Source organism: Streptomyces sp. NPDC002779 (genome assembly GCF_042888685.1).
Classification (GTDB): Bacteria; Actinomycetota; Actinomycetes; order Streptomycetales; family Streptomycetaceae; genus Streptomyces.
The window spans coordinates 16,676-29,587 of sequence record NZ_JBIAQC010000001.1 but is presented as its reverse complement, the minus strand read 5'-3'; the positions used below and the strand labels follow the sequence as shown (position 1 = coordinate 29,587).

The 12,912-nt window shown below is 73.4% G+C and carries 11 protein-coding genes; 8 read left to right on the top strand and 3 right to left on the bottom strand.

Going from position 1 to position 12,912, the window contains the following annotated elements:
- Nucleotides 1-93 precede the first annotated feature (93 nt).
- Genes ACFYW5_RS00125 through ACFYW5_RS00115 form a run of 3 tightly spaced genes read right to left on the bottom strand, consistent with a single transcriptional unit; the run spans nt 94 to nt 1,990 of the window.
- Nucleotides 94-993, bottom strand: coding sequence for an aminoglycoside phosphotransferase family protein (locus ACFYW5_RS00125; RefSeq protein ID WP_389414680.1), 900 nt, complete (start codon nt 991-993; stop codon nt 94-96).
- A 26-nt stretch (nt 994-1,019) separates the two neighbouring features.
- Nucleotides 1,020-1,484 (bottom strand): ferritin-like domain-containing protein, encoded by a 465-nt coding sequence (locus ACFYW5_RS00120; RefSeq protein WP_389414679.1) that lies wholly within the window; start codon nt 1,482-1,484, stop codon nt 1,020-1,022.
- A complete protein-coding gene (locus ACFYW5_RS00115) occupies nt 1,481-1,990 on the bottom strand; it encodes a hypothetical protein (protein WP_389414678.1) in 510 nt (169 codons plus the stop codon). The genes ACFYW5_RS00120 and ACFYW5_RS00115 overlap by 4 nt, the downstream gene beginning before the upstream one ends.
- A gap of 194 nt (nt 1,991-2,184) precedes the next feature.
- On the opposite strand from ACFYW5_RS00115, the gene rimP reads away from it, so the two are divergent.
- The 8 genes from rimP (at nt 2,185) to ACFYW5_RS00075 (ending at nt 12,805) form a co-directional block, all read left to right on the top strand.
- Nucleotides 2,185-2,694, top strand: a complete 510-nt coding sequence (gene rimP, locus ACFYW5_RS00110; RefSeq protein WP_389414677.1) for a ribosome maturation factor RimP — start codon at nt 2,185-2,187, stop codon at nt 2,692-2,694.
- A gap of 2 nt (nt 2,695-2,696) precedes the next feature.
- Nucleotides 2,697-3,683, top strand: coding sequence for a transcription termination factor NusA (nusA, locus tag ACFYW5_RS00105; protein ID WP_389414676.1), 987 nt, complete (start codon nt 2,697-2,699; stop codon nt 3,681-3,683).
- A gap of 90 nt (nt 3,684-3,773) precedes the next feature.
- The gene (locus tag ACFYW5_RS00100; RefSeq protein ID WP_389414675.1) at nt 3,774-4,052 is read left to right on the top strand and encodes a YlxR family protein; all 279 of its coding nucleotides are present in this window, start codon (nt 3,774-3,776) and stop codon (nt 4,050-4,052) included.
- 147 nt (nt 4,053-4,199) lie between these two features.
- Nucleotides 4,200-7,355: a translation initiation factor IF-2 gene (infB, locus tag ACFYW5_RS00095; RefSeq protein ID WP_389414674.1), complete on the top strand. Its 3,156-nt coding sequence runs from the start codon at nt 4,200-4,202 to the stop codon at nt 7,353-7,355.
- Between the two features lie 133 nt (nt 7,356-7,488).
- Nucleotides 7,489-7,782 (top strand): DUF503 domain-containing protein, encoded by a 294-nt coding sequence (locus ACFYW5_RS00090; protein WP_250074448.1) that lies wholly within the window; start codon nt 7,489-7,491, stop codon nt 7,780-7,782.
- Between the two features lie 33 nt (nt 7,783-7,815).
- Nucleotides 7,816-8,268 (top strand): 30S ribosome-binding factor RbfA, encoded by a 453-nt coding sequence (gene rbfA / locus ACFYW5_RS00085; protein WP_389414673.1) that lies wholly within the window; start codon nt 7,816-7,818, stop codon nt 8,266-8,268.
- Nucleotides 8,265-9,170, top strand: coding sequence for a tRNA pseudouridine(55) synthase TruB (gene truB, locus ACFYW5_RS00080; protein ID WP_389414672.1), 906 nt, complete (start codon nt 8,265-8,267; stop codon nt 9,168-9,170). Before rbfA ends, truB begins: the two co-directional genes overlap by 4 nt.
- A gap of 245 nt (nt 9,171-9,415) precedes the next feature.
- Nucleotides 9,416-12,805 (top strand): trypsin-like peptidase domain-containing protein, encoded by a 3,390-nt coding sequence (locus tag ACFYW5_RS00075; RefSeq protein WP_389414671.1) that lies wholly within the window; start codon nt 9,416-9,418, stop codon nt 12,803-12,805.
- Nucleotides 12,806-12,912: the final 107 nt, after the last annotated feature.

The following is a 12,912-nucleotide window of genomic DNA, read 5'->3' as shown; positions in this document are numbered from 1 at the left end:
TTCCTGTGCCGTGGGGCCAGGGTTCCCGGTGGCGGAGTCGGCCCGCGAGGGCGCCCGGGTTCCCGTGCGGTGGGTGCTTGCCGGGTGGGGAGGTCAGAGCCAGGACGCGAACTCCAGTAGCAGTTCGGCGTCCTGGGGGCGGCCCACTCGCAGGGCGCGTACGCCGGACTCCACGGCCCGGAACAGGGTCCAGCCGCGGAGTCGTTCCTGGTCCACGTCCAGGGACTCGGCCAGCCGCTTGATCCGGCGGCGCGTCGTCGCCGCCCCCGACGGCGTGGCGATCAGGTCCTCCACGCGGTCCCGCACCAGCCGGGCCAGATCGAACGCGCACTCACCCACCACGGGATCCGGCCCCACGGCCAGCCACGGCGTCCGTTCCCCCGCCAGCACCTTGCTCTGCCGGAACGTCCCGTGCAAAAGCCGGTGCTCGGGCGGCGCCGCCAGCAGCTCCTCCCGAGCGGAGAGCGCCGCGTCCACCAGCACCGCCGCTCCCGCGTCACCGGCGGAGCCGAGCCGCATCGCCTCGGCCTGCCGCCCCGTCCGCTCGGCGACGGTCTCGAAGACATGGTCCCCGGGCGGCTCCACCCACAGCCGGCGCAACGTCCCCGCCGCCTCCAGCAGCGCCTTCGCCTCCGGCAGCGACCGCACCGACACATCCGGGTGCAGCCGCTCCAGCACCAGCACCCCCTCCGTACGGAAGGGCTCCAGCAGCTGTACGGCGCCCCGGCCGCCCCAGTGCGCCAGCGCCGCGCGCTCGCTCTCGGGCCGGGCCCGCGGCGGGGCCAGCTTCAGCACGGCCGGCGTACCGTCCGCCTGCCGCACCAGCACGACCAGGCTGCTGCGCCCGCCGGGCACCTGCACCCGCTCCACGGTCAACTCGCGTAGCGTTACGGCCTGTTGCGCCGCATCGGGCAGCTTCTCCAGCCAGCCGTCGGCATCCGGTGCCGTCTCACCGAGCGCCCTGACCAGACGCCGCGGCGGTTCGAAAGCCATACGCGAGAGTTTCCTTCCCGTTCACATCACGCCGTGGGCGTCGCCGATGGCGAGCCGGTGGCCGCCCGCTCGGCGAGCCCAGGGAAGGCTACGCTCTCGCCGCGCCAGCGCACCGCCCGCACCGCCGCCTCCCGCAGCGCCTCGGCGGCCGTACGCCGCCGCTCACCGGTGGCCGCCCGCACCAGATCCGAGTAGACCCCGGCCACCCGGTCCTCCACCTCGGCGGCGAGCCGGGCCGCCGCGGCGGGGCCGGACACCGCGAACGGCAGGGCGTACCCGGGCTCCGCGGCGACCGGCTCCCCGCCCAGGTCCAGCACCTCGCGCACCAGGGCGTCCCGGCGCGCCCGATGGGCGTCGTAGGCCCCGCGGGCCTCGGCGCGGCGCCCCTCCCGGATCCGCCCCCCGACGACGCCGTACCCGTACACCGCCGCGTGCTCGGCGGCCAGCGCCGCCTGGAGCGCGGTCAGTTCCCCGGCCTTGGCCTTGCTCACGCCGCACCCTCCGTCAGCAGATACACATGCGCCGCCCCGGAAGCCGCCACCGAGGCCAGCAGCCGGGCGAGCTCCCCGGGCAGCGCCGACAGCGCCCCGATCCTGCGGTCCGACAGCGTCCGTTCGGCGGCGGCGAGTTCCGCGAGCGCGCCCTTCGCGTCGGACGGCACCGCCGGCCCGGTCGCCGGCGCGGACGGGGTCCCCGGCCCGGCCGCCGCCGTACCGCCGAACGCCTCCGCGTGCCGGAGCACCTCCGCGCGCAGCGGCCGCAGCCGGTCCGCCAGGGCCGGATGAGCGGCGATCACCGCGTCGTAGCGGTCCACCAGCTCCGCGCTGTCCCGGGCCGCACGCGCGCGTGCGCGGTCCGCGGCCGACGGGCTGCCGGCCGTGCCGTCGGTGTCCGAACCGGGTGAACAGCCCACCAGCACGGCGGCACCGGTGACCGCGGCGAGCAGGCTCCTTCTGCGCGGCCCCGAGGGCAGGCGCGGCGGCGGGGGAAACGGCACGGCAGACGTCCTCGGTGCTCGTACGGAGTGGAGGGCGGCACGCCCGTGATCACGGTACCCGTGGACATGTCCGGGACCACCCACCGGCACCCGTCCGCCACCCGATGGACGGCAACACACCCCGCGACCCGATACCCTTTGACCAGACACGCGACCCATCCCACAACAGCACACGCGGCCGAGGAGTCACCCGGATGAGCACCACCCAGAGCGAGAGGCTGCGAGAACTTCTGGAACCCCTTGTCAGCTCCCAGGGCCTCGATCTCGAAGAGATCGCAGTGGACTCCGTCGGACGCAAGCGGGTGCTGCGCGTGGTCGTCGACTCGGACACCGGTGCCGATCTGGACCAGATCGCCGATGTGAGCCGTGCGCTCTCGGCGAAGCTCGACGAGACCGATGCGATGGGTGACGGCGCGTACGACCTCGAAGTGGGTACCCCCGGTGCGGAGCGCGAGCTCACCGAGCACCGGCACTATGTGCGCGCCGTCGACCGGCTGGTGAGATTCCAGCTCACCGAGGGCGGGGAACTGGTCGCGCGGATCCTGACCGTGGACGAGGACGGCGTGGATCTGGAAGTACCCGGTGTGAAGGGCCGCAAGGCCACGACCCGCAGGCTCGGCTTCGGCGACATCGCCAAGGCCCGCGTCCAGGTCGAGTTCAGCCGCAAGGACAAGAAGGACATGAAGGAAGAGGAGGAGGCGTAGCCGTGGACATCGACATGAGCGCCCTGCGGGGCTTGGTGCGGGAGAAGGAGATCTCCTTCGACCTGCTGGTCGAGGCGATCGAGTCGGCCCTCCTCATCGCCTACCACCGCACCGAGGGAAGCCGCCGACACGCGCGCGTGGAGCTCAACCGGGAGACCGGGCATGTGACCGTGTGGGCGAAGGAGGACCCCGAGGACCTCGAGGAGGGCCAGGAAGCCCGCCCGTTCGACGACACCCCGTCCGGCTTCGGCCGTATCGCCGCCACCACCGCCAAGCAGGTCATCCTGCAGCGGCTGCGCGACGCCGAGGACGACGCCACGCTCGGCGAGTACGCGGGGCGTGAGGGCGACATCGTCACCGGAGTGGTCCAGCAGGGCCGCGACCCGAAGAACGTGCTCGTGGACATCGGCAAGCTGGAGGCCATCCTGCCGGTGCAGGAGCAGGTGCCCGGCGAGACCTACCCGCACGGCCTGCGGCTGCGCAGCTACGTCGTACGGGTCGCCAAGGGCGTCCGCGGCCCCTCCGTGACCCTCTCGCGCACCCACCCGAACCTGGTGAAGAAGCTCTTCGCCCTGGAGGTGCCGGAGATCGCCGACGGTTCCGTCGAGATCGCCGCGATCGCCCGCGAGGCCGGACACCGCACGAAGATCGCCGTCCGGTCCACCCGCTCCGGGCTGAACGCCAAGGGCGCCTGCATCGGCCCCATGGGCGGCCGTGTGCGCAATGTCATGGGCGAGCTGAACGGCGAGAAGATCGACATCGTCGACTGGTCGGACGACCCGGCCGAGATGGTGGCGAACGCGCTCTCGCCGGCCCGGGTCTCCAAGGTGGAGGTCGTGGACATGGCGGCCCGGTCCGCGCGCGTGACCGTGCCCGACTACCAGCTGTCACTGGCGATCGGCAAGGAAGGGCAGAATGCCCGGCTTGCGGCCCGTCTGACCGGCTGGCGCATCGACATCCGCCCCGACACCGAGCAGCCCGGGGAATAGAACCCGGCCGCGGGTGGCTGAGATCACGACAACAACCGTTCGATTCTTGCCCCAAAGGGGTGAGGTCGGTGCGGGGAGGTAGACTTAACAGTGTCTGGCCGGACGCAAGCCCCAGCATGCCCCGAGCGCACCTGCGTGGGGTGCCGGGAGCGAGCGGCCAAGAGAGACTTGCTGCGTATCGTGGCGATCGAGGACGAGTGCGTCCCCGATCATCGCGGTACGCTGCCCGGCCGGGGTGCGTACGTGCACCCCGCCCTGGTCTGTCTCGACCTGGCGGTACGCCGTCGGGCGTTCCCACGGGCGTTGCGCGCCCCGGGACCGCTCGACACCAAGGCGTTGCGCCTCTACGTCGAGCAGGCAACACCGTAAGAAGCGTCGTGCGGAACCCCCGCGCGGCCCAGGTACCCCGCGAGTTGGAAGTAGGTCGAGATTGCGATGAGCACTCGATGAGCACGCGATGAGTACGCCCATGAAGTAGCGACGGTCCGGCCGCAACCCGGACCTAAAAGGAGCGAAGTGGCTAAGGTCCGGGTATACGAACTCGCCAAGGAGTTCGGAGTGGAGAGCAAGGTCGTCATGGCCAAGCTCCAAGAACTCGGTGAATTTGTTCGTTCGGCTTCCTCGACGATCGAGGCGCCCGTCGTACGCAAGCTGACTGACGCCCTCCAGCAGGGCAGCGGCGGCGGCAAGTCCGCCCCCGCACGCAAGGCTGCACCGGCCAGGCCGGCAGCCCCCTCTCCCGCGCAGGCCGCCCGTCCGGCTGCCCCGCGCCCGCCGGCCCCCAAGCCGGCCGCCGCCGAGCAGCCCGCGGCTCCCGCCGCGCCGGCCGCTCCCGGCCCCCGTCCGGGCCCGAAGCCCGCGCCGCGTCCGGCGCCGGCGTCCCCGGCTCCGACCACGCCCGAGTTCACGGCACCGCCGTCGGCTCCCGCCGCGCCGGCCGCCTCCCAGGGCAGCCAGGCTCCGAGCCAGGCTTCGGGTCAGGCCCCGAGCCAGGGTCAGGGCTCCGGCCCGCGTCCGGGCGCTCCGCGTCCGGCCGGCCAGGCCCCGCGTCCGGGCTCCCGTCCGGCCGGTCCCGGCCAGGGCCGCGGTGACCGTGGCGACCGTCCCGGCGCCCCGCGCCCGGGTGGTCAGGCCCCGCGTCCCGGTGCCCGTCCGGCCGGTCCCCGTCCGGGCAACAACCCCTTCACCTCCGGTGGCTCCACCGGCATGGCGCGCCCCCAGGCGCCCCGTCCGGGCGGTGCCCCGCGTCCCGGCGGCCAGGGTGGCCCCGGCGCTCCCGGCGGCGCTCCGCGTCCGCAGGGTCAGGGCCAGGGCGGTCCTCGTCCCCAGGGTGCTGCCGGCGGTCCCCGTCCGCAGGGTCCGGGCGGCGCGCGTCCCACCCCGGGCGGCATGCCCCGTCCGCAGGGCGGCGCCCCGCGTCCCGGCGGCGGTCCCCGTCCTAACCCCGGCATGATGCCGCAGCGTCCCGCCGCGGGCCCGCGTCCCGGTGGCGGTGGCCCCGGTGGCCGCGGTCCCGGTGGCGGCGGTCGTCCCGGTGGCGGTGGCGGCGGTCGTCCCGGTGGCGGTGGCGGCTTCGCCGGTCGTCCGGCTGGTCCCGGTGGCGGTGGCGGCGGCTTCGCCGGTCGTCCCGGTGGTCCCGGTGGCGGTGGCGGCGGCTTCGCCGGCCGTCCGGGTGGTCCCGGTGGCGGTGGCGGCGGTCGTCCCGGCTTCGGTGGTCGTCCCGGTGGTCCCGGTGGCCGTGGTGGCACGCAGGGCGCCTTCGGTCGTCCCGGCGGTCCCGCGCGTCGCGGTCGCAAGTCGAAGCGGCAGAGGCGCCAGGAGTACGAGGCCATGCAGGCCCCGTCGGTCGGCGGTGTGATGCTGCCTCGCGGCAACGGCGAGACCGTTCGCCTGTCGCGCGGTGCCTCGCTCACCGACTTCGCGGAGAAGATCAACGCCAACCCGGCGTCGCTCGTCGCGGTCATGATGAACCTCGGCGAGATGGTCACCGCCACGCAGTCCGTCTCCGACGAGACGCTCCAGCTCCTCGCCGACGAAATGAACTACACGGTTCAGATCGTCAGCCCGGAGGAGGAGGACCGCGAGCTGCTCGAGTCCTTCGACATCGAGTTCGGCGAGGACGAGGGCGACGAGGAGGACCTGGTGGTCCGCCCGCCGGTCGTCACCGTCATGGGTCACGTCGACCACGGAAAGACCCGACTGCTCGACGCCATCCGCAAGACGAACGTCATCGCGGGCGAGGCCGGCGGCATCACCCAGCACATCGGTGCCTACCAGGTCGCGACCGAGGTCAACGACGAAGAGCGCAAGATCACCTTCATCGACACCCCGGGTCACGAGGCGTTCACCGCCATGCGTGCCCGTGGTGCCCGGTCGACGGACATCGCGATCCTCGTCGTCGCGGCCAACGACGGCGTCATGCCGCAGACGGTCGAGGCGCTCAACCACGCCAAGGCGGCCGAGGTGCCGATCGTGGTCGCGGTCAACAAGATCGACGTCGAGGGCGCCGACCCGACCAAGGTCCGCGGTCAGCTCACCGAGTACGGGCTGGTGGCCGAGGAGTACGGCGGCGACACCATGTTCGTCGACATCTCCGCCAAGCAGGGTCTGAACATCGACTCCCTGCTGGAGGCCGTGATCCTCACCGCCGATGCCTCGCTCGACCTGCGGGCCAACCCGCACCAGGACGCGCAGGGCATCTCGATCGAGTCCCGTCTCGACCGCGGCCGCGGTGCCGTGTCGACGGTCCTCGTCCAGCGCGGCACGCTGCGGGTCGGCGACACCATGGTGGTCGGCGACGCGTACGGCCGAGTCCGGGCGATGCACGACGACAACGGCAACAGCGTGGCCGAGGCCGGCCCGTCGACGCCGGTCCAGGTCCTGGGCCTGACCAACGTCCCGGGTGCGGGCGACAACTTCCTGGTGGTGGACGAGGACCGTACGGCCCGTCAGATCGCCGAGAAGCGCGCCGCCCGTGAGCGCAACGCCGCGTTCGCCAAGCGCACGCGCCGCGTCTCCCTCGAGGACCTGGACAAGGTGCTCAAGGCCGGCGAGATCCAGCAGCTCAACCTCATCATCAAGGGTGACGCTTCTGGTTCCGTCGAGGCGCTGGAGTCCTCGCTGCTCCAGCTGGACGTCGGCGAAGAGGTCGACATCCGCGTCCTGCACCGCGGCGTCGGTGCGGTCACGGAGTCGGACATCGACCTGGCGATGGGCTCGGACGCCATCGTGATCGGCTTCAACGTCCGTGCGGCCGGCCGCGCGGCGCAGATGGCCGAGCGCGAGGGCGTGGACGTCCGCTACTACTCGGTCATCTACCAGGCGATCGAGGAGATCGAGGCGGCCCTCAAGGGCATGCTCAAGCCGGAGTACGAAGAGGTCGAGCTCGGTACGGCGGAGATCCGCGAGGTCTTCAAGTCGTCCAAGCTGGGCAACATCGCCGGTGTCCTCATCCGCTCGGGCGAGGTCAAGCGCAACACCAAGGCGCGCCTCATCCGCGACGGCAAGGTGGTCGCGGAGAGCCTCAACATCGAGGGTCTGCGTCGCTTCAAGGACGATGTCACCGAGATCCGCGAAGGGTTCGAGGGCGGTATCAACCTCGGCAACTTCAACGACATCAAGGTCGACGACGTCATCGCGACGTACGAGATGCGCGAGAAGCCGCGCGCGTGACCTGACACGCGACCGGGGCCGGTCGGCGGAAGTTATTTCCGTCGATCGGCCCCGGCCGTTGCGTGTACGGTTCCCGTATCGGCGTCGATGCGTGGCGCCCGTACCCCGAACCGGCGGGACATCCGGATCGCACATGTATGTGGGGACTCTCTCCTTCGACCTGCTTCTCGGCGACGTTCGCTCGCTGAAGGAGAAACGCTCACTCGTCCGTCCGATCGTGGCCGAACTCCAGCGCAAGTACGCGGTGAGCGCGGCCGAGACGGGCAACCAGGACCTTCATCGCCGGGCCGAGATCGGGCTCGCGATGGTATCCGGGGACACCGGACACCTCTCCGACGTCCTGGACCGCTGCGAGCGGCTGGTCGCCGGACGGCCCGAGGTGGAACTGCTCTCGGTTCGACGCAGGCTCCACAGCGACGAAGACTGATGCAAGAAGAGAAACACTTAAGGAGACGGACCAGTGGCCGACAACGCGCGGGCGAAAAGGCTGGCGGACCTCATCCGGGAGGTGGTGGCCCAGAAGCTGCAGCGCGGGATCAAGGACCCGCGGCTCGGCTCGCACGTCACCATCACGGACACCCGGGTCACGGGTGACCTGCGGGAGGCGACCGTCTTCTACACGGTGTACGGGGACGACGAGGAGCGGGCCGCGGCGGCCGCCGGACTGGAGAGCGCCAAGGGCGTGCTCCGCAGCGCGGTCGGTGCGGCGGCGGGCGTGAAGTTCACCCCGACGCTCACCTTCGTGGCGGACGCGCTGCCCGACACCGCCCGGACCATCGAGGACCTCCTCGACCGGGCCCGCCAGTCCGACGAGAAGGTGCGCGAGGTCTCGGCCGGCGCCGCCTACGCCGGTGAGGCGGACCCGTACAAGAAGCCGGGCGAGGACGAGGACGAGGACGACACCGCCGAATGACCCAGCAGAACCGGACGCCCGACGGGCTTGTCATCGTCGACAAGCCGTCGGGCTTCACCTCGCACGACGTGGTCGCCAAGATGCGCGGGATCGCCAGGACCCGCCGCGTCGGCCACGCCGGCACCCTCGACCCCATGGCGACGGGCGTGCTCGTCCTCGGCGTCGAGAAGGCCACCAAGCTCCTCGGCCACCTCGCGCTGACCGAGAAGGAGTACCTGGGCACGATCCGGCTCGGCCAGACCACCCTGACCGACGACGCCGAGGGCGCGATCACGGGGTCGCAGGACGCCTCGAAGGTCACCCGGGACGCCGTCGACGCCGGGATCGCCAAGCTGACCGGCGACATCATGCAGGTGCCGTCCAAGGTCAGCGCCATCAAGATCAACGGCGTGCGCTCCTACAAGCGGGCGCGCGAGGGCGAGGAGTTCGAGATCCCGGCCCGTCCGGTCACCGTCTCCTCCTTCGGGGTCCACGACATCCGGGACGCCGTCGCCGAGGACGGCACCCCCGTCCTGGACCTGGTGGTGTCGGTCGTCTGCTCCTCCGGCACCTACATCCGGGCGCTCGCCCGGGACCTCGGTGCCGGTCTGGGCGTCGGCGGCCACCTCACGGCGCTGCGCCGGACGCGGGTGGGCCCGTACAAGCTGGACGGGGCGAGGACCCTGGACCAGCTCCAGCAGGAGCTGACCGTACTGCCGCTGGCCGAGGCCGCCACGGCCGCGTTCCCGCGCTGGGACGTGGACACCAGGCGGGCGCGGCTGCTCACCAACGGCGTCCGGCTGGAGATGCCCGAGGAGTACGCGGGCCGGGGCGCGGTCGCGGTCTTCGACGCCGAGGGCCGCTTCCTGGCGCTGGTCGAGGAGCACAAGGGCAAGGCGAAGAGCCTGGCCGTCTTCGGCTGAGGCCCCGGCCCCGCCCGCGGAGCGGCGCGCACGGGGTCTTTCACTGCCCGCCGCTCCACGGTCCCCCTCGGTTCCCCCACCCCTAGGGTGTATCCAGCCGCCCCGGTCTGTTCACCCTTCCGGGCAGGCGCTCGGAGTGAACCGAGGGAGTGCAAGGGGGCGCGTTCGCCGCGCGATCTGTGCCGCTGATCATCCCCGGCCTACCGTCGAGAACAGGCACTTCGGTACGGCGGGGAGGTGGGACCATGGCGGCAGCCGGCCCGCGGATTCCCCAGGAGTCCGGTGGGGCTCACGAGGACGCTCTGGTGCGGATCCACGATCTCGCCGGCCGCCCTCGGGGCCTGGGTTTCGTGGCCGACCACCACGGCACGGTGATCACCAGCCATGAGGCCGTCGACGGCCTGCCGCGCCTGGTCCTGCGCGCGGGCGAGGAGCGCACCTGTGTCGTGCCGGCCGCCGCGGTGACCGCACTCCCCGCCCTGGACCTGGCCCTGATCCGCACCGAGGGCCTCGGCGCCCGGCCGCTGCCCGTGTCGGTGCGGCACGGTGCCGAGCCCGGCCGGTACGTCCGGATCGCGACCGGCTGCTGGCGCGAGGCACGGGTACTGGGCGCCACCCCGGTGACGTACACGGCGACGGACCGTGTCCACCACCTCGACCATGCTCTGGAGCTGGCCATCGGCACCGCCGGCCGGGACGCGCTGCGGCTGGGCGGAGGGGCGGCCGGGGGACCGGTGCTGGACGCGGAGACCGGCACGGTGCTCGCCGTCCTGGGCACGGCTCTGAAGCGCGGCGACCGGGACTCGGGCTTCGCCATCCCCCTCCGGCCGCCCCCGCCCGGCCCGCTGGCCGACCTGCTCACCGAGAACGCGACCACCGTCCCTGCCTACGGCGTCGACCTGAACCCGGCGGGCGTCCTGGAACTGACGGCGACCTCGGTGGGCCAGGACGGTCCGTCCGGGGACGCGGAACCGGTGCAACGGCCCTCGGTGACACGGCAGTTCGACGACTTCACCGCCCGCGCGGGAGCCTCGGTGCTGGCCCTCGTGGGCCCACCGGGCAGCGGCCGTACGACCGAACTGGCGGCCCTGGCCGGCCGCCGCCACCGGGGACCGGAACCGGCCCCCACCCTGTGGCTGCGCGGCGCCGACCTGAAGGCCGACGACACCTCGGTGGCGGACGCGGCGAGCAGGGCGCTGACCAGGGCCGCCCGCATCGTCGCGGCGTCCCGCGGCCTCGCACCGGGGGAACTGGGCGACCTGACCCCCGAGCATCTGGCCCGCACCACCGCCCGCCCCCTCCTGCTCCTGCTGGACAGCCCCGAGGAGATGCCCCCGCTGCTCTCCCACCGCCTGCCCGAATGGACCGCGGGCACGGCACAGTGGCTGACCCGGACCGGCGCCCGGCTGGTGGTGGCGTGCCGGGAGGAGTACTGGGAGGGAGCGGGGACGCAGTTCCCGGCCGGAATGCTCCACGACGGGCGCACGGGTGAGATCCGCCGGCGCCTGCCCCCGTGCGTACGGCTCACCGACCTGACCCCTGCCGAAGCCCACCAGGCCCGCACCCGCCACGGCATCCCCGACGGCACCCTCGCCCCCCGGGACGCCCGCCACCCCCTCACCCTCCGCCTGCTCGCCGAGGTCCGCGCCGCCCTCCCCGACGCCCCGCTCACCCGGGTCGACCGGGACGACGTCTTCGCGGCCCACCTGGACCTGATGTGCCTGCGCATCGCCGTGCGCCTCGCCGCGGAGAACGGCCTGCGCGGCACCGCGGTGAAACGCCTCGCCGCCAAGGTCGCCGGCCAGGTCCACGAGGCCGCCCGCCGCAGCCTCGGCCCCGGCCAGGGCGGACTCGACCGGGAGACCTTCGAGGCGGTCTTCCCCTGGGGCCCCGCACCGGCACGGCTCGGCGGCGGCACCGGCTGGGCCTCCGCCGTACTCACCGAAGGGCTCCTCGTCCCCGCCGGCCAGGGCTACCGCTTCGCCCACGAGGAGTTCGCCGACTGGATCCAGGGCACCCACCTCGACCTGGACGAGGCCCTGCGCGCCCTGATCCACCGCCACCGCACCGCCGGACCCCACCCCCTCCCCGTCCCGCACCACCGCATCGGCCCGGTGGTCGAGGCCCTGCTGCTCCTCGCCCGCCATCACACGCCCCTCCAACTCGCCCTACGAATGCAGGAGTTGACGCACGCCCTGGACGCTGACCCGCAGTCCTGGTGGTCCGCCCGCCTCCTCGCCCAGGCCCTGCTGCGCGTACCCGACGCCCGGCCCTACACGGACGTCCTGCGCACCCTCACCGACCGGATCGTGACCTGGCGGCAGCAACAGCAGCCGGTGCCCGCCGAGTTCGGCCCGGACTTCTGGATCGCGCTGCCCCTGCCGCACGACACGCGGCTGGACCTGCTCCGGCACCTGGTCCTGGCCGACTCGAAAGCCGGCCCCCGTTACCTCGACGCCGTGGCCCGGCTCCTGGCCGCCGACGCCCCCGCCGTACAGCCGCACCTCACCCGCTGGTTCCACGACGACCGTCCGCTGCCCGCGACCCCGCACGCGACCGTCGCGAGGGCCGCGCAGGCGCTGCTGCACACGCATCGGCACGGCGCACCGGACGATCTGATCGAGACGCTGGTCGAGGCCGGCCACCAGCGGGCCGACGAACTGCTGGCCGTGCTCGCGGAGGAGGAACCCTCCGCGCTCTGCCGGGCCGTGGACCGGTGGGTGCGCGACGAGCGGCCCGCGCGCAGGGTGGCGGCGGTGGCGTACGGACTGCGCGCTGCCCCGCACGTCCGGACCAGCGCCGACCGCGAACTCCTGCGCTACGCCGCCCTCGCCCTGCTCGCCCGCCCCGACGAGTGCACCCTGCACGGCGGCGCGCTCGCCCTGCTCGTGCACGACCCGCACACCCGCGCCCGCCATCTCCCGCTCGCCCTGCGCCACTTCGCGTCCGGTGACCCGCAGGTCCCGCCGAGCGCGCTGGCCGGTGCCCTGATCACCCACCCCGAGCCGGTCCTCGACGCCTTCCGGGAGCGGCTGCGCCGACCGGACGCGGGACCGGCACTGCGCACCCTCGCCGACGTCACCACCCCGGCGCTGGCCCGCCGGGTCGCCGCGCTCCTGCGGGAGGCGGTGGAGCGGCGCCCGGAGCGTGCCGGGGACGTCGCCGCCTGCATGGACCGCCGTCTGGAGCACGGTCCGGCCGCCCGAGCCGTACTGTTCCCGCTGGTCACCGGGTTGCTGGACGGCGGGTCCGAACAGCTGCGGGCCGCCCTCGCCGGAGTCCTCGCGGCCCCCGGGAGCCCCGCCTCCCGCCCGCTGCGCCAGGAACTCCTGGAAATCCTGCTCGCCCACGAACACGACCCCGGCGTCCTGGACGCCGTCCTGCACGCGGCCGCCCAGCAGGACGGCGAGGGACTGCGCGACCTCGTGCACCGCACCGGACTGCTGCTCGTCCGCACCCCCGAGGGGGCGGCCCGCTTCGATCGCGGTCTCGTCGACCTGGGCCGCCATGTCCCCGGCTTCGCCGCCCGGGTGGCCGGCTGGCTCACCGACGCGCCCCAGGACTGGGCGGCCGTGGTGGGCCCCAGCACCCGGCGGATGATCGAGAACCTGGCGGGTGTCCGGGTCCCCGCATGACTTCGGCCCCCCGGCACGTGCTAACCGTCACAGCCTCCATGCCGATGCGGGGCGGGGGCACGCGGCATGGCACCCTTAGACCTGCGTAGAAGGCAGTGACGGACACG